Origin of the sequence: Kitasatospora sp. NPDC051853 (assembly GCF_044452665.1) — a bacterium.
Taxonomy (GTDB): domain Bacteria; phylum Actinomycetota; class Actinomycetes; order Streptomycetales; family Streptomycetaceae; genus Kitasatospora.
In genome coordinates this window covers 453,505-467,974 of the sequence record NZ_JBITBY010000003.1, presented here as the reverse complement: position 1 = coordinate 467,974, position 14,470 = coordinate 453,505, and the positions used below count along the sequence as shown (strand labels likewise).

Sequence of the window (14,470 nt, the reverse complement as noted above, 5' to 3'; positions counted from 1 at the left end):
GGGCTCAACTCCCGGCGTGCGCATCCGCGTTGGCGACGATCGCGTCCCGCAGCCAGCGCGCCAGGCCGGGGGCCACCTGGTCGTACGTGGCGGTGAAGCGCGGGTCCGCGACGTACATCTCGCCGAGGCAGCGGTGCATCTCGTGGCCGCAGTCGTAGAACGCCCCGGTGATCTGCAGCCGGTGCTCCTCCGCCAGCGCCATGCCGTCCGCGCTGCCCGGCTCCACCCCGGCGTTCATCGCCGCGGCCATCCGCTCGTTCAGCGCGGACTGCTCCAGCTGGAGCCTGGCCCAGTCCTCCTTGGTGTAGCGGGCAGTGCGTCGCTGGGACTCCTTCCACGCGTCGGTGTCGCCCCAGCGCTGCTCGGCCTCGCCCTCCCAACTCTCCTGGTAGTCCCGGCCGAAGACCTCGAACTTCTCCTCCGGGGTCAGCTGAATGCCCATCGTGCTCGCCTCCATGGCGTGTTCGACCGCCGCGGCCAACTCCTGGAGCCTGGTGATCCGGTCCTGCAGCAGCGCGTGCTGCCGGCGCAGGTGCTCGGTCGGACCGGCCGAGGCGTCGTCCAGGATGGCCGCGATCTCCTCGAGGGAGAAGCCGAGTTCGCGGTAGAACAGGATCTGCTGCAGGCGGTCCAGGTCCTCGTCCCGGTACCGCCGGTAGCCGGCCGGGGTCCGCCCGGACGGCGACAGCAGGCCGATCCCGTCGTAGTGGTGCAGGGTCCGCACCGTCACCTTGGCGACGGCCGCGACCTGCCCCACCGAGTACTCGCCGCTCATCTCGGCACTCCCTCCTTCACTGGCCCCAGCCTCCGCCCTCACGTCGCGTGAGGGTCAAGCCGGTACGCGGGCGCACGCCGTACGAGTCTCCGAGCGCGGGCCCCGAACGGCCGCCGGCCTTGGGCGTACCGGCCAATTGTCCAGCTCAGCGGGGCACCCCGACCATGGCGGCATGACCACCCCCTCGCTGCCCCGGCGGCTGGCCGCCGAGGCCTTCGGCACCGCCGTACTGGCAGCCGTGCTGATCGGCTCCGGCATCCGGGCCACCGCGCTGAGCGCCGACGGCGGCGTGCAGTTCCTGGCCAACGTGCTGGCCTCGGTGCTGGCGCTGGCCGTGCTGATCCTCCTGCTGGGGCCGGTCTCCGGTGCCCACCTCAACCCGCTGGTCTCGGCCGCCGCCTGGTGGACCGACCGGCGCGGCCGCACCGGCCTGACCCTGCGCGAACTGGGCGGCTACGTCCTCGCCCAGCTGCTCGGCGGCGTGGCCGGAGCGGCCGTGGCCAACCTGATGCACCGGCAGCCCGTGCTGGCCGCCTCCTCGCAGCCCCTCTCCGGCCCGCACCTCTGGCTGGCCGAGGCGGTCGCCACCGGCGGCCTGGTGCTGCTGGTCCTCGGCCTGCTCCGGACCGGCCGGGGCCACTACGCCCCCGTCGCGGTGGCCGCCTGGATCGCCGCCGCCTGCTGGGCCGTCCCCTCCGGCAGCTTCGCCAATCCGGCCCTCACCCTGGCCCGCTCGCTGAGCGACACCTACACCGGCATCGCCCCCGGCTCCGTCCCCGCCTTCGTGCTCGCCCAGTGCACGGGCGCCGTCCTGGGCCTGGCGCTGGTACCGGTCCTGTTCGGCCGTTCCCGTCACCGGGCCCCGGACGACGCCCGCGAACTCGTCCCCGAACTACGGGGCTGAGCCGGCCTCAGACGCCCGAGAAGAAGCTCTCCGCCTCGGCGAGCGCGAGCTCGTCCCGGTGCACGTCACCCGGGCGGGTGCCGTTGCCGAGCAGGGCACCGCCCCAGGGCATGCCCATGTAGTCGGCGGTGAGCTTCAGGGTGCCGATCAGCGGGTCCACGTCGGAGCGCTCGCCCGAGTGCGAGGTGACGCTCCACAGGGTGGTGCCCTTCATCCGGGCGCGGAAGTCGGAGCCCGGGACGCGGAACCAGCCGGACCAGTGGTCGAAGTAGAGCTTGACGCTGGTGGAGAGGGTGTACCAGTAGAGCGGGGAGACGATCACCAGGTCGGTGGCCCGGGCGGTGGCCTCGAAGAGGGTCAGGGCGTGGCCGGTGAGCGGCGGATAGGTGCCGTCTCCGGTGTGCCGGATGTCGGTGAAGGGCTCCAGCGGGAGCTCCTCCAGGCGGAGCCAGGTCTGCTCGACCCCGGCCGGGAGGTGCTCGGCGGCCAGCCGGGCGAGCTGCTCGGAGTTGCCGTCCTCCCGGACGGAGCCGAGCAGGAAGAGGAAGCGACGGTCCGTCAGCCCGCTCTCGGGGACGGTGGATCCGGCGGAAGAGGTGGTCATCCGGCGATCGTACGGCGCGCCCCCGCGGGCCCGGTCAGTCGGCCACCCGGGCCACCGCGACCACCTTCTCGATCGCGATCCGGACCAGCAGCTCACCGGGCACCCCGTTGCGCGCCCCGTACTCCTCGGCCCGGTCCTCCCCCATGTAGCGGGCGGCGATCCGGCCCGCCCAGTGCCGCACCTCGTCGAGGTCCGCGCTGAGCCCCGCCCGGCCCCGGACGGTGACGAAGTCGAACGGCGGCCGGTCGTCGTCCACGCAGACCACCGCCCGGGGGTCCCGCGCCAGGTTGCGGCCCTTCACCGTCTCCGCACCGGTGTTGAAGACCAGCTCGTCGCCCTCCAGCAGGAACCAGACCGGCGCCACGTGCGGGCTGCCGTCCGCCCGGACGGTGGCGAGCTTGCCGGTCCTGGTCCCGGCTGAGAGAAAGGCACGCCACTCGGGCTCGGTCATCTGGGGCATGCCCCCATCGTGGCCGAACCGGCGGCCGGGACGGACCCGGCGCGCCGGTCGGACGCGTCCGCGCCGGGGTCAGGCCTCCACGGCGTAGTAGTGGAGGGCCTCGTCGGAGGAGGTGCGGTGCAGACCGGCCTTCTCCAGCACCCGCTGCGACCCGAGGTTGTCGTGGGTGGTGTCCGCCACCGCGCGGCGGGCCCGGCCCTCCGCGAAGGCCCGGTCGAGCAGGGCGCGGACGGCCTCGGTGGTGTAACCCCGCCCCTCCGCCTCCGGGGCGACGCCGTAGCCGAAGGCCACCGTGCCGGTCTCCTCGTCCGGCGGGCCGAAGAGGCCGATGCCGCCGATCACCTGACCGGTGCTCAGCAGCACGATCTGCAGCGGCCCGTACAACGGCTCGCCCGCCGGCAGGCCCAGGAACATCCGCGCCACGTCCCGGTCGTCCTCCCGCGGGTACCCCGCGCTCCACTCCGCCGACCGGCCGGTCCCCCCGGCCACCAGCCCGGCCTCCTCGGCCGTGTAAGGGCGCAGCCGCAGCCGCGCGGTCTCGATGGTGAAGTCCGTCATCCCCAACTCCGTGATCAGTGCCCAGGCCCGCCCCTCCGACGGGTCCCAGCGCGGATTCCCCCGCACGAGTACGACAGTATGACCGGCCCCCCATCGCCCGCCCTCAGCCCGCCGCAGGGCACCCCCACACCGGCCCACCAGCCTCCCCTTCCCGTCACCCCGCCCCGAGCCCACCGCAGGGTGCCCCCACGCCGGCCCACCAGCCTCCCCCTCCGGTCACCCCACCCCCAGCCCGCCGCAGGCAACCCCACCAGCCGACCGGTTGACCTCCTCTCTCCCCCGGTCACCCCACCCCTGTCGGCCCACCCCAAGCCCGCTGCAAGCGACCCCCACCAGCCGAGCGGTGGACCTCTCTCTCCCCCGGTCACCCCACCCCCAACGCCCACCCCCAGCCCGCCGCAGGCGACCCCCATCAGCCGATCGGTTGACCTCTCCCTCCCCCGACTCGGGTGAGGATGGAAAGGTGAGCGAGACGAGTGGCGCGGAGCGCAGCGGCAACCGGTTGACGGTGGTGATGTACGGCGCGTTCCTGTTGCTGCTCGTGGCCTCGCTCACGCGGTACCTGCTGCGGCACGGCGACAGCGGCCGGGCCGGCTGGGTGATCGGGCTGAGCGTCGCCCTGGCCCTGGCCCAGCTGCCCGAGCTGCCCTGGACCAAGGGCCTCCGCGGCGGCCGCGTCCTCCGGATCGCCCGCCTCGCCCTGGTGGCCGGCCTGTGGACCGTCCTGGTGCTGCTGGCCCCGAGCTTCGCCTGGTGCGCGGTCCCGCTGATCTACACGGCGCTCCGCACCCTGCCGGCCAAGGCCGCCGTCCCCCTGGTGGCGGTGCTGACCGGCCTGGTGATGTACGCCGAGAACAAGCTCACCGTCGGGATCGACCCGGTGGTCCTGCTGGCCCCGCCCGCCGTGGCGGGCCTGGCCACCGTGGTCTTCCTCCAGATGGAGCGCCAGGCCGAACGCCAGCGCGCCCTGATCGCCGACCTGGTCTCCACCCGCCGCGCCCTGGCCGACACCAACCGCCGCGAGGGCGTCCTGGCGGAGCGTCAGCGGCTGGCGATCGAGATCCACGACACCCTGGCCCAGGGCCTGTCCAGCCAGCAGATGCTGCTCCAGGCGGCCGACCGGGTGTGGGACAGCGACCCGGCCACCGCCCGCACCCACGTGCACACCGCCACCTCGATCGCGGCCCGCAGCCTCGCCGAGGCCCGCCGCTTCGTCCGCGACCTGACCCCGGCCGACCTGGCGGGCGGCGTCGGCCTGGACCGGGCGCTGCGCACGCTCGCCGACCGGGAGGCGGCGGAGAGCGGTCTGACGGTCCGTTGCCACCTGGAGGGCGCCCCGGCCCCGCTGCCGGACGCCGTCCGCAGCGCGCTGCTGCGGATCGCCCAGGGCGCCCTGGCCAACGTCCGCGAGCACTCCGGTGCCCGGACCGCCGCACTCACCCTCTCCTACCTCGGCGACCAGGTGGTGCTGGACATCGGCGACGACGGCCGCGGCCTGCCGCCCGCCCCGCCGGACTCGGACGCCGACCCGTCCCGGGGCCACGGCCTGCCCGCGATGCGGGCCCGGGTCCGCCAGCTGGGCGGCACCCTGACCGTCGAGTCCACCCCCGGTGAGGGCACCGTGATCACGGCGGCCATCCCGCTCGAAGGCCCGCTCGAAGGCCCCACGGACGACCAGTGACGACGACGACCGGAGGACCCATGACCGCGACCACCCCCGTCCGCCTGCTGGTCTGCGACGACCACGCGGTGGTCCGGGCCGGACTGCTGGCCCTGCTGGGCAGTGCCCCCGACATCGAGGTGGTGGGCGCGGCCGGCAGCGGCGAGGAGGCCATCGCACTGGCGGCGAAGCTGGCGCCCCAGGTGGTGCTGATGGACCTCCAACTGGGCGACGGGATCGACGGGGTGGAGGCCACCAGCCGGATCGCCGGGCGGCCGGGGGCGCCGTACGTGCTGGTGCTCACCACCTACGACACCGACGCCGACATCAACCGGGCGATCGCCGCCGGGGCCACGGGCTACCTGCTCAAGGCGGAGCGCCCGGAGGAGCTGTTCGCGGCGATCCACGCCGCCGCCGAGGGCCGGACCACGCTCTCGCCCCCGGTGGCCTCCCGGGTGATGGCCCAGCTGCGCACGCCCGTCCCCCAACTCACCGACCGGGAGCAGGAGATCCTCGCCCAGCTGGCCCAGGGCCTGGGCAACCGGGAGATCGCCCGCGCCCTGTTCATCAGCGAGGCCACCGTGAAGACCCACCTGGGCCGGATCTACGACAAGCTCGGCGTGGACACCCGCTCGGGCGCGGTCGCGGTCGCCAAGGAGCGCCGCCTGCTCCGCTGAGCGTCCGTCCGGAGGACGGAGCAGGGGCGCGGGGAACTGCGCGAAACGGAAGAAAGCGACCCGTGTGCCGGGTACGGAGACCCACTCGCAAGTGAGCGTCCGTCCCCGGCACACGGGTCCACACCTTCCGCAGCGCGCAGTTCCCCGCGCCCCCGAAAACATTGCCACCAGCCGCCTCAGAGGCGGTCGAACAGGTCCCCCACGCAGCGGTGGGCGTCGGCGAGCGCCCGGTTCGGGCCGCCGGGCGAGGGCACGTAGTGGTTGTAGAAGGTGGCGCCCTCGCAGAGCGGGCCGAGCACCCAGAGCCGCTCGTCCACCGTGCCGTCGGCGCCGATCGGCTGGTTGCCCCGGGTGACGTCCACGCCGCGGCTGCTCGGCGAGGACGGACGGTGCCGCCGGATCCGGCCGCTGTCGCGGAGCTGGCGCAGCAGCGGGCTGGCGGTGCGCTCCACGTCGGGCTGGCCGGAGGTGGCCAGGCAGAGCCAGTCGACCCACTCCTGGTGCGGGGTGGCCAGCTCGGTGGAGGAGACCACCCAGCCCACGCCGTCCCACTCCACGCTCGGCGCCGGGCCGAACGGGATCTTCACGATCCCGGCCTCCACCAGCGCCAACAGCTCTGCGTGCCGGTCGAGTTGGGGCCCGGTGACGTTGCGGTTGAGCACCCCGGTGTAGGAGCCGTAGAACTCCTCGTGGGACTTCTCGTCCAGCCCGCCGAAGTCCACCGCGTAGCGGATCACGTCGCGCAGGTCGCGGAGCACCTCCAGTGCGGCCTTCACCGGGCTGCCGGCCAGGCCGAGCCGGGCCTGCGCCAGGTCCTGGGCGATCCGGTCCAGGTACCAGCTCTGGTAGTCCTCGCGGTCCTCGGTGCCGCCGACCGGCGGGTGCAGCAGCTCGACCGGGTCGAACTCGCCCTGCTCGCCGTCGAGCCGGTCCAGCTCGGCACCGATCCGGCCGGCCGCGTGGGCATCGCGGAGCGCCCGCTCGACCACCGTCTCCAGTTCCTCGCCACCGTGCAGCGCGGCGGTGCGGCGGTGGAAGGCGATCCGCATCTCGGTCAGGATCAGCGGCTCGACCTGCTCGCGCAGGTCCAACTCCTGACGGGAGAGCCGCAGTTGGTCGATGGCCTGCCGGCTGAAGGCGATCGGCTGGTAGCCGCCGCGCCGGTTGTTCTCCGGCCGGGCCCGGAACGGCAGCCCGGTGCGGGAGTAGAGCAGGATGCGCGGCTCGCGGCCGCTCGGCAGGTAGCAGCGGCGGCCGTCGGGGCCGGGCACGTGCTCGCCGCCCCGGCCGACGGTGAGCGCGGCCAGCGCGTCCATCGCGGACAGGCCGGTGCCGCCGAGCGCGACCGTCTGGCCGGGCTCGATCCTGGCCAGCTGGCTGGGCAGCGGGTAGATCTCCCGCAGGTGGCGCTCGCTGCCCGGGACGGGGGCCGGCTCGGAGGGCGGGGTGTGACCGGTGGTCAGGAAGACGTGGTCCACCTCGACCCGGCGGCCGTCGTCCAGGGTGATCGAACGCCCGCCGTCCGGGGCTTCGTTGACCGCGATCGCGGTGGCCCGGTGCAGCTCCACCGAGACGTGCCGTGGGGCCCGGGCCAGGGTCCGGCGCAGGCACCAGGCCAGGTACTCGCCGAGGATCCGCCGGGGCAGGTAGTCGTCCGGGGCGACCGGACGGCCGAAGGCGCCGAGGGTGAAACCGTCCTCGGCCAGCCGCAGGCTGCGGCCGGTCACCCAGGTGTACAGGTCGGTGCCGCGGTCCACCACCGCGTCACCGACGGTGGCCTCCTCCGGGAAGTGCGAGACCTGGGCGGCCACGGTGTTGAGCAGCAGGTAGTCCGGCTGCTCCGGGTCGTGCAGTCCGCTGCCGTCGCCGACCGGGTCCACCAGCTCGATCCGGACCGGCCGCTCTCCCCAACTCTCCTGCGAGGCACGGGTGATGATGCGCTCCAGCACCCCGAGCCCGCGCGATCCGAGCCCGATGACGCCGATCCTGGTCTCCGTCGTCGCGTCCGTGGTCACCACCGCTTGGTCTCCCCGAAGAAGTCGGCGATCTCGACCGCCTGGCCGGACTTCTGGGCCTCCTGGTGCACGAACCTGCCGACCGCGAGGTCCAGCACCCCGAGGCCGAAGGGCGAGAAGACCACCGGCTTGTCGTCGCCGACGACGGCGTCGCCGTTGATCACCTGAGCCAGCGTCCCGGTGACGAAGTCCCGGTTGCCGACCAGCTGTTCGGCCAGGTGCGGGGAGGTGTTGGCCTTCATGCAGTGCTCGACGTCGTCCAGCACGTTGTAGGAGCCGAGGATCAGCTCGGGGGCGATGTCGCGCAGCGAGATGTTCAGCACCAGCTGGCCGGGGGCGAAACTGTCCGGCTCGGTCACGTACGGCTCGCCCGCCGTGGTGGCGAAGACCACCAGGTCGGCGCCCTTGAGCACCGGGGCCAGCTCGGGGGCGAACTCCGCCGCCCAGCCCAGCTCCTGGGCCGTGTGCTCCACCAGGGCCTCGCCGTACTGCGGGAGCCGGTCGTGCACCTGGACGGTGCCGAACTCCCACTCCTGGGACCGGAAGAACTCCAGGATGTTCCGGGCGATGATGCCCGCGCCGACCACGACCACCCGCTCGGCCCGGCGGCCGCCGGAGAGCACCTCGGCCGCCAGCACCGCCGAGGCCGCGGTGCGGGCCGCGCTGATCTGGGAGGCCTCCAGCACCGCGTACGGGTAGCCGGTGGCGTAGTCGTTGAGCAGCAGGGCCGCCGAGGCACGGGGGACGCCCTGCTCGATGTTGGCCGGGAAGCTGCTGATCCACTTGATGCCGGCCACGTCCTGGCCACCGCCGAGGTAGGCGGGCAGGGCGATGATCCGGGCGTCCGGCTTCTCGGGGAAGCGCAGGAAGTAGCTGTCCGGGTTGACCGACTGACCGGCCTCGTGGGTCAGGTAGGTCTCCCGGACCTGCTCGACGATCCGGGGCCGGCTCCGGCCGATGATCTCCCTGGCGGCCTTGCCGCCGATCACGCTGAACTCGAACACGCTGCTGCTCCTTGCCACTCGGGCACTGGGGAAGGTGGGGAAGGGTCGGGCGGGGGGAATCGTGCGGAAGCTTCAGTGGTGCGCCGGGGCGGCGGTCTCCAGGACGTCGCCGAACCGCTCGGCCACCCAGAGGTCGTCGTAGACGGTGTTGAGGTAGCGCTCGCCGAGATCCGGCCCGATCGCCACCACCGTGGCGCCGGACGGGAGTTCGAGCCGCTTGCGGTCGACCGCGGCGAGCACCGAGCCGGTGGAGCCGCCCATCGCCAGGCCCCGTTCGGCGGCCAGCCGGCGGCACATCCGGACGGCCTCGGCCTCCGGCACCATCACCACCTCGTCCACGCCCTCCGGGCGCAGGATCTCCGGGCGGCGGCTGGTGCCCAGACCGGGGATGTGGCGGCGGCCGGCCGGGCGGCCGAAGGTGACCGAGCCCTCGGTGTCGACCGCGATGATCCTGGTCCGGGGCGAGTTCGCCCGGAACCACTCCACGCAGCCCATCAGGGTGCCGGTGGTGCCGGCCCCGACGAACAGCACGTCCACGTCGAGGAACTGCTTGCCGATCGCGGCGGCGGTGCGCTCCCGGTGGGCGGCCGGGTTGGCCGGGTTGGCGTACTGGTTCGGCCAGACCAGCTCCGGGTCCTCCCGGAGCCGCTCCTGGATGTGGTCGATCCGGGACTGCAGGAAGCCGCCGTTGGCGTCCCGGCGGTCGACCATCGCGACCTCGGCGCCGAAGGCCCGCATCAACCCGATCGACTGGACGGAGGTGTTGGGGTCGATCACGCAGGTGAACGCGTACCCGCGGGCCGCGCAGACGGAGGCCAGCGCGATCCCGAGGTTGCCGGAGGAGGACTCGATCACCCGGCCCCCGGGGCGGAGCACCCCGCGGGCCTCGGCATCCTCCAACAGGCCCACCGCGGCTTTGAGTTTGATCGAACCGGCCGGGTTCAGGCCCTCGATCTTCAGGGTCAGGTCCACCCCGGGGACGAAGCCGCCGAGGTCCAGGAACAGGTCGTCGAGCACGATCTCGTGGGCATGCCGAAATAACATCGCGGAACCTGTCGGTAGGGAAAGTGGGGTTCGGACAGGTGCGGGAAGGGAGTTGGCGGCCGCAGCCTGCTCAGCAGCCCGTCATCCTGACGACCTGCCAGCTGTCCGCGACCGGCGCACCGCCGGTGTCCAGCAGCAGCGCCGAGCGCTCCCGCACCGCTGCGGCCAGTTCGACCCCGGTCACCCCGGGGCGGTCGGTCAGGGCACCGGCCAGCGCGGCCAGCGCGGCCCGGACCCTCGGCGCCCGGCCACCGGCCGGGCGGCAGAGCAGCGCCCCGGTCGCGGCCGTTCCGGCCAGCCGGGCGAACTCCGCCAGTTCACAGTCGTCGGGAAAGGCCAGCTGCCCGGTGTACCCGGACTCCCTGAGCCCTCTTGCCAGTTCGGCCGCCCTGTGGAACCGGGCGGCCACCACCACCGTGTGCAGCGAGGACGGCACCGGCCCCACCGGGCCGACCGTACGGACCGGCCGGCCGGGCTCGTCGGCGCCCAGCAGGTGGACCCCGAGCCGGTAGCCGTACGCACTGCCGTCGGTCAGCACCCCGACCCCGGTGGCGCCCAGCGAGTCCAGCGCCGCCAGCAGGGCCTTGGCCTGACCGGCCTCGTCCGGCGCCCAACTCAGCGCCAGCGGCTGCCCGCCGGTCCCGCCGCTCCCACCGCCCGGGTGTCCGGGACCGGTCGGCAGCGCCGTCACCGGCAGCAGACAGGGCAGCCCCGCCGCCCGGTAGAGCGGCAGCGCGGCAGCAGCGCCCCGGCTGCCCAGGTGGCCGACCACGGCCCGGTACCCGCCGCTCTCCACCACCTTGCGGGCCACCCGGCGGGCCCCGTCCAGTGCCGCCGACTCGTCGTGCAGCACCCACTCGATCGCCGGCCCGGTGCCGCCCCTGGCCACCGCCCGCAGCGTCCGCCCCCAGGCGGCCCGGGGGCCGGTGGCCGGCAGCACCAGGGCGATCCGGGGACCGCCCGCCGCGCCGCCCGCTCTCGCGAACTCCATCGGGGCTATCCCCAGATCGCCGAGGACTGCACCGGCTGCGCCAGCTGCACCCCGGCCAGCAGGACGGCACTCAGCAGCAGACCGGTCAGGATCCGCAGACGTCCGGCACCGGACACACCGCGCCCGCCGAACTCCCGCGCCCCACCGGACTTCTGACCGAGAACGCCACCCAGTAGGTCAGATCGCCGCATGACTACGCCTCCTCGTCGGACCATTCGTCAGGGAATCCGGCCTGTTCAGCGCCGTGCGCCGGCCGGTACGTCCATGGTCACCCGCCTCGGCGACTTGGAACAGTACGTACGCCTTTCCTGTACAGGCCACGGCCGGTCGCGGACACTTACTCGGGTGATCCAGCAGAGCGCTCAGAAGGCGGCGACCCCGCCCCACCAGCGCCGGACGGCCGAGCGGGACGGGCGGCCCACCGGCGCCGACCAGCCACTCACCCCGCACACCCCACTCACCTCGCACGCCTTGCACGCCCCGCCCGCCCCGCACCCCTCGCTCGCCGAGGACTACGGCACGCTGACCGCGGCCCTGGCCGAGGACAGCACCACCCTGGCCGACGCCCGCGAGCTCTACCGCCGCGCGCTGGCCGACCCGGAGTGGGACCCGTCCCCGGCCCGGGCCCGGCTCGGCTGGGACGACGACCGCTTCATCCGGGCCATCGAACTCCTCGACACCATGGGCCTGTTGGCCCCCGCCGCGACCACGCCCAGCGGCTGGACCACGCTCTCACCGACCAGCGCGATCAGCCGCCTGCTGGCCGACGAGGAGCGGCGCGTCAGCACCCGGCTGGCCGAGGCCGCCGCCGCCCGGCACACCCTGGCCCGGCTGCTCACCGACTTCCACCCACTGCACGCCGACCAACTGTCCGGCGCAGCAACCGAATTGGTGATCGGCCCGGCCCGGGTCACCGCCATGCTGGAGGACGTCGTCCGACGCGCCCGCTCCGACTTCCTCTCCCTCCACCCCGGCCCCCCGGTGGCCCGCGAAATGCTGGAAGCCGGCCTCTCCCGCGACAAGCTCCTCCTCGAACGCGGCGTCACCATCCGCTCCGTCCACCTCGGCTCCTCCGCCGCCACCCCCGCCCTGCACGGCTACCTCGCCGAACTCTCCTGGGCCGGGGCCCGGGTGCGCACCGCGCAGACCCTCCCCATGCGGATGATCCTGGTCGACGGCTCCCTCGCCGTGCTCCCCGCCCCCGCCGTCCCCGACGAGATCGCCGCCCTGGTGGTCCACGGCGAACAACTCGTCGCCGTCTTCCGCCAGCTCTTCGAGCACTGCTGGTCCCTCTCCGCCGACTTCGCCCCCACCCACACCGGCCCCGCCGCCCCCGACCCCGACCTCACCGAGCGCCACCACGAGATCCTCCGCATGCTCGCCTCCGGCCTCACCGACGAATCCATGGCCCGCCGCCTCGCCGTCTCCGAACGCACCATCCGCCGCCTGGTCGCCGAGATCACCCAACGCCTCGGCGCCGACAGCCGCTTCCAAGCCGGCGTCATCGCCACCCAACTCGGCTGGCTCGACCAGACCACCCCGGCCCGCACCACCACCTGACCGTCGCGAGCCACCCCGAACCAGGCACCCACCGCCACTCCGGGACGCCCCGAGGCCCTGCCCGAAGCCTGGCAGGACGGGCAGGGCGATGCAGGATCAACATCCTTGAGCACCAATGGACTTGCCAACATCCGTACTCCTGTGAAGCGCCGCCCCGCGCTGCCTATCGTGGGCACGAGCGGGGCCGACGGCGGCGGTCCACCGCGCCCGGCGGAGCCCCGCCCGGCGCGCCCTGGGCGAAGGAGTTGTCTCGTGGACCGCGTGTTCGGACACCGCGGCGGAGCAGACCGGGGGGTCACCGTCTCCCGGATCGGTGACCTGCGACGGATCACCCGCCCCCTGCACCCCGGACTACGGCGCTACCTGCGCGGCCGTACCGGCTACTCCCACCACGCCCCGCCCTACCGGGTCCGGATGGTGCCGACCGGCCGCGTCACCGTGAGCGTCAACCTGGCCGAGCCGTTCAGCCAGGTCCGCCGCCTCGGGGCGCCGGATCCGGGTACCGGGCGGATCGGTTCGATGGTGGTCGGCATGGAGGACCGGCCCGCGTGCTGCGCCCATGCGGGTGGCCTGCAGGAGGTGATCCGCCTGGAGTTCACCCCGCTCGGTGCCTACCGGCTGCTCGCCCTGCCCATGCGGGAGTTGACCAACCTCGCGGTCGAGCTGGTCGACGTCCTGGGCCCTGCGGCCGGCCTGCTGGTGGAGCGCCTGGCAGCCACTCCTGGCTGGGCCGCCAGGTTCGACCTGCTCGACGCCGTGCTGCTGCCGCGGCTCGAACACGGCCCGGAGCCGGCGGCCGAGGTCGCACACGCCTGGCACCTGCTCGCCCGCTCGGCCGGGACGCTCCCCGTCGCCCGGCTCGCCGAGGAGGTCGGTTGGAGCCGCGGCCACCTGGTGCGCCGGTTCACCGAGCAGGTCGGACTCACCCCGAAGACCTCGGCCCGGGTGCTCCGGTTCCGCCGCGCCGCCGACCTGCTCGCTCACGGGCCGGTTGATCTCGCCGCACTCGCCACCGACTGCGGCTACTACGACCAGGCCCACCTCACCCGGGAGTTCCGCGCGCTGGCCGGCCTCACCCCCGGCCGGATGGCGACCGCCGCCCGCCCGGTCGACGAAGCCCTCGACCTCTGATCCGAGGTCACATTCGTCCAATCCGAACACGGCCGCACCCCGCTACCTTCGGGCGCGGGGGCGGGTGCCGTGCCGGGATCGGGGGCCGGCCGGATCACACCTGCACGCCGTACCGGCTCGATTCGAGCGATCGTGATCTAGGGGGAACACGATGGACGTGGCACAGACGGTGGAAGCGGCGATGCCGGCCCTGCTCGCCGTGGCGGGGCCGGTCCTGGCGGGGGCCGGCGAGGCGGTCACCCGGACCAGCGCCGACCTGGGACGGCGCCTGCTGGAGCGGCTGTTCGGGGCGAGGTCCGGCGAGGTCGTACCTGCCTCGTCGGCCTCCCTGTCGCCGGAGGCCCACGAACTGGTCAGGGAGGCCGTCCGGCAGGCCTTGCTGGCGGACCCGGCCCTGCTGGGGCGGTTGGAAGCGCTGATGCGGGGCGGGAACGTGTTCAACGTCGGACAGGGCATGGCGGTGGGCACCAACCACGGCCAGGTCACGCTGAACTTCTCCCAGGGCACCTGAGTTGACCCTGGGAGCCCCCGGTCCGAGGAACGAGTTCGGCATCACCCAAGGCGCCGGCATAGACGTCAACGAGGGCACGGTCCACCTGCATTTCGACTCCGTCAGGATGTCGGTGCACTGGAACAGGCTGCTGGTCGGGCTGGCCGTACTCCTGCTCCTGGCCACCGCCGTCTGGGGCGGCCGGATCTGGTGGGAAGCCAACCGGGATCTCGACGTCACCTCACTCGCGCGGCTCGAAGGCGATCGTCCGACACCGGTCGACGGGGTGCTCACGCTCCGGCTGGACGGGCCGCCGAAGCGCAGTCACCTCCGGCTCACCCTGGCACTGGCCGAGGGCCGTCCGAAGAGTCAACTCTGCCTGCCGGACGCCTCCGTGGCCATCCGGTCGGACGACGGGACGGCGGTACCGGAGACCGCACTGACGACGAAGGAGGTCGCCACCGCGCTGAACGGCAAGCCGGTGGTCATCCCGCTCGCCGTCAGCGACCGGCCCCGCCTGCTGCTGACGGTGAAGGGCGGCCCGGGGTGCCACATCGACGTAGGTGTCGCGCGGATGGTCCTCACCAACGACTAGAG

General features: G+C 73.7%; 16 protein-coding genes. 7 read left to right on the top strand and 9 right to left on the bottom strand.

Annotated features, from left to right (window positions below):
* Positions 1-4: 4 nt before the first annotated feature.
* Positions 5-775 (bottom strand): MerR family transcriptional regulator, encoded by a 771-nt coding sequence (locus ACIA8O_RS11125; protein ID WP_396293380.1) that lies wholly within the window; start codon positions 773-775, stop codon positions 5-7.
* Positions 776-947: 172 nt separating this feature from the next.
* Here ACIA8O_RS11125 and ACIA8O_RS11120 point away from each other — a divergent pair, with 172 nt between their 5' ends.
* Positions 948-1,679, top strand: coding sequence for an aquaporin (locus ACIA8O_RS11120; RefSeq protein ID WP_396293379.1), 732 nt, complete (start codon positions 948-950; stop codon positions 1,677-1,679).
* Positions 1,680-1,686: 7 nt separating this feature from the next.
* Here ACIA8O_RS11120 and ACIA8O_RS11115 read toward each other — a convergent pair whose 3' ends face one another.
* The 3 genes from ACIA8O_RS11115 to ACIA8O_RS11105 form a co-directional block, all read right to left on the bottom strand.
* Positions 1,687-2,283: a flavodoxin family protein gene (locus tag ACIA8O_RS11115; protein ID WP_396293378.1), complete on the bottom strand. Its 597-nt coding sequence runs from the start codon at positions 2,281-2,283 to the stop codon at positions 1,687-1,689.
* A 34-nt stretch (positions 2,284-2,317) separates the two neighbouring features.
* Positions 2,318-2,743, bottom strand: a complete 426-nt coding sequence (locus ACIA8O_RS11110; RefSeq protein WP_396293377.1) for a PPOX class F420-dependent oxidoreductase — start codon at positions 2,741-2,743, stop codon at positions 2,318-2,320.
* Between the two features lie 69 nt (positions 2,744-2,812).
* Positions 2,813-3,301, bottom strand: coding sequence for a GNAT family N-acetyltransferase (locus tag ACIA8O_RS11105; RefSeq protein ID WP_396293375.1), 489 nt, complete (start codon positions 3,299-3,301; stop codon positions 2,813-2,815).
* A 463-nt stretch (positions 3,302-3,764) separates the two neighbouring features.
* Here ACIA8O_RS11105 and ACIA8O_RS11100 point away from each other — a divergent pair, with 463 nt between their 5' ends.
* On the top strand, positions 3,765-4,982 hold the full coding sequence (locus tag ACIA8O_RS11100; protein ID WP_396293374.1) for a sensor histidine kinase: 1,218 nt from the start codon (positions 3,765-3,767) through the stop codon (positions 4,980-4,982).
* A gap of 20 nt (positions 4,983-5,002) precedes the next feature.
* Positions 5,003-5,638 carry a response regulator gene (locus ACIA8O_RS11095; RefSeq protein ID WP_396293373.1) on the top strand — a complete coding sequence of 212 codons (636 nt, stop codon included), beginning with the start codon at positions 5,003-5,005 and terminating at the stop codon, positions 5,636-5,638.
* A gap of 176 nt (positions 5,639-5,814) precedes the next feature.
* Here the strand turns inward: ACIA8O_RS11095 and ACIA8O_RS11090 are convergent, their stop codons facing one another.
* The 5 genes from ACIA8O_RS11090 to ACIA8O_RS11070 all read right to left on the bottom strand — a co-directional run bounded on the left by ACIA8O_RS11090 (position 5,815) and on the right by ACIA8O_RS11070 (position 10,883).
* A complete protein-coding gene (locus ACIA8O_RS11090; protein WP_396293372.1) occupies positions 5,815-7,653 on the bottom strand; it encodes an FAD/NAD(P)-binding protein in 1,839 nt (612 codons plus the stop codon).
* The gene (sbnB, locus tag ACIA8O_RS11085; RefSeq protein ID WP_396293371.1) at positions 7,650-8,657 is read right to left on the bottom strand and encodes a 2,3-diaminopropionate biosynthesis protein SbnB; all 1,008 of its coding nucleotides are present in this window, start codon (positions 8,655-8,657) and stop codon (positions 7,650-7,652) included. The genes ACIA8O_RS11090 and sbnB overlap by 4 nt, the downstream gene beginning before the upstream one ends.
* A 72-nt stretch (positions 8,658-8,729) precedes the next feature.
* The gene (gene sbnA / locus ACIA8O_RS11080; RefSeq protein ID WP_396293369.1) at positions 8,730-9,701 is read right to left on the bottom strand and encodes a 2,3-diaminopropionate biosynthesis protein SbnA; all 972 of its coding nucleotides are present in this window, start codon (positions 9,699-9,701) and stop codon (positions 8,730-8,732) included.
* A gap of 70 nt (positions 9,702-9,771) precedes the next feature.
* Positions 9,772-10,692, bottom strand: a complete 921-nt coding sequence (locus tag ACIA8O_RS11075) for an ABC transporter substrate-binding protein (protein ID WP_396293368.1) — start codon at positions 10,690-10,692, stop codon at positions 9,772-9,774.
* 5 nt (positions 10,693-10,697) lie between these two features.
* The gene (locus tag ACIA8O_RS11070) at positions 10,698-10,883 is read right to left on the bottom strand and encodes a hypothetical protein (protein WP_396293367.1); all 186 of its coding nucleotides are present in this window, start codon (positions 10,881-10,883) and stop codon (positions 10,698-10,700) included.
* 154 nt (positions 10,884-11,037) lie between these two features.
* On the opposite strand from ACIA8O_RS11070, the gene ACIA8O_RS11065 reads away from it, so the two are divergent.
* The 4 genes from ACIA8O_RS11065 to ACIA8O_RS11050 all read left to right on the top strand — a co-directional run bounded on the left by ACIA8O_RS11065 (position 11,038) and on the right by ACIA8O_RS11050 (position 14,468).
* Positions 11,038-12,252 carry a LuxR C-terminal-related transcriptional regulator gene (locus ACIA8O_RS11065; RefSeq protein ID WP_396293366.1) on the top strand — a complete coding sequence of 405 codons (1,215 nt, stop codon included), beginning with the start codon at positions 11,038-11,040 and terminating at the stop codon, positions 12,250-12,252.
* A gap of 252 nt (positions 12,253-12,504) precedes the next feature.
* Positions 12,505-13,383, top strand: coding sequence for a helix-turn-helix domain-containing protein (locus tag ACIA8O_RS11060; RefSeq protein ID WP_396293365.1), 879 nt, complete (start codon positions 12,505-12,507; stop codon positions 13,381-13,383).
* 151 nt (positions 13,384-13,534) lie between these two features.
* Positions 13,535-13,894, top strand: coding sequence for a hypothetical protein (locus ACIA8O_RS11055; protein ID WP_396293364.1), 360 nt, complete (start codon positions 13,535-13,537; stop codon positions 13,892-13,894).
* Between the two features lies 1 nt (position 13,895).
* Entirely contained in the window at positions 13,896-14,468 is a 573-nt protein-coding gene (locus tag ACIA8O_RS11050) for a hypothetical protein (RefSeq protein ID WP_396293363.1), read from the top strand.
* The last annotated feature ends 2 nt before the right edge of the window (positions 14,469-14,470 follow it).

What these genes read in the sequence shown, in the direction of transcription:
- ACIA8O_RS11125 (WP_396293380.1), bottom strand. Translation starts at nt 775, where the DNA reads ATGAGCGGCGAGTACTCGGTGGGGCAGGTCGCGGCCGTCGCCAAGGTG.
- ACIA8O_RS11120 (WP_396293379.1), top strand. Translation starts at nt 948, where the DNA reads ATGACCACCCCCTCGCTGCCCCGGCGGCTGGCCGCCGAGGCCTTCGGC.
- ACIA8O_RS11115 (WP_396293378.1), bottom strand. Translation starts at nt 2,283, where the DNA reads ATGACCACCTCTTCCGCCGGATCCACCGTCCCCGAGAGCGGGCTGACG.
- ACIA8O_RS11110 (WP_396293377.1), bottom strand. Translation starts at nt 2,743, where the DNA reads ATGCCCCAGATGACCGAGCCCGAGTGGCGTGCCTTTCTCTCAGCCGGG.
- ACIA8O_RS11105 (WP_396293375.1), bottom strand. Translation starts at nt 3,301, where the DNA reads ATGACGGACTTCACCATCGAGACCGCGCGGCTGCGGCTGCGCCCTTAC.
- ACIA8O_RS11095 (WP_396293373.1), top strand. Translation starts at nt 5,003, where the DNA reads ATGACCGCGACCACCCCCGTCCGCCTGCTGGTCTGCGACGACCACGCG.
- sbnA (WP_396293369.1), bottom strand. Translation starts at nt 9,701, where the DNA reads ATGTTATTTCGGCATGCCCACGAGATCGTGCTCGACGACCTGTTCCTG.
- ACIA8O_RS11075 (WP_396293368.1), bottom strand. Translation starts at nt 10,692, where the DNA reads ATGGAGTTCGCGAGAGCGGGCGGCGCGGCGGGCGGTCCCCGGATCGCC.
- ACIA8O_RS11070 (WP_396293367.1), bottom strand. Translation starts at nt 10,883, where the DNA reads ATGCGGCGATCTGACCTACTGGGTGGCGTTCTCGGTCAGAAGTCCGGT.
- ACIA8O_RS11055 (WP_396293364.1), top strand. Translation starts at nt 13,535, where the DNA reads ATGGACGTGGCACAGACGGTGGAAGCGGCGATGCCGGCCCTGCTCGCC.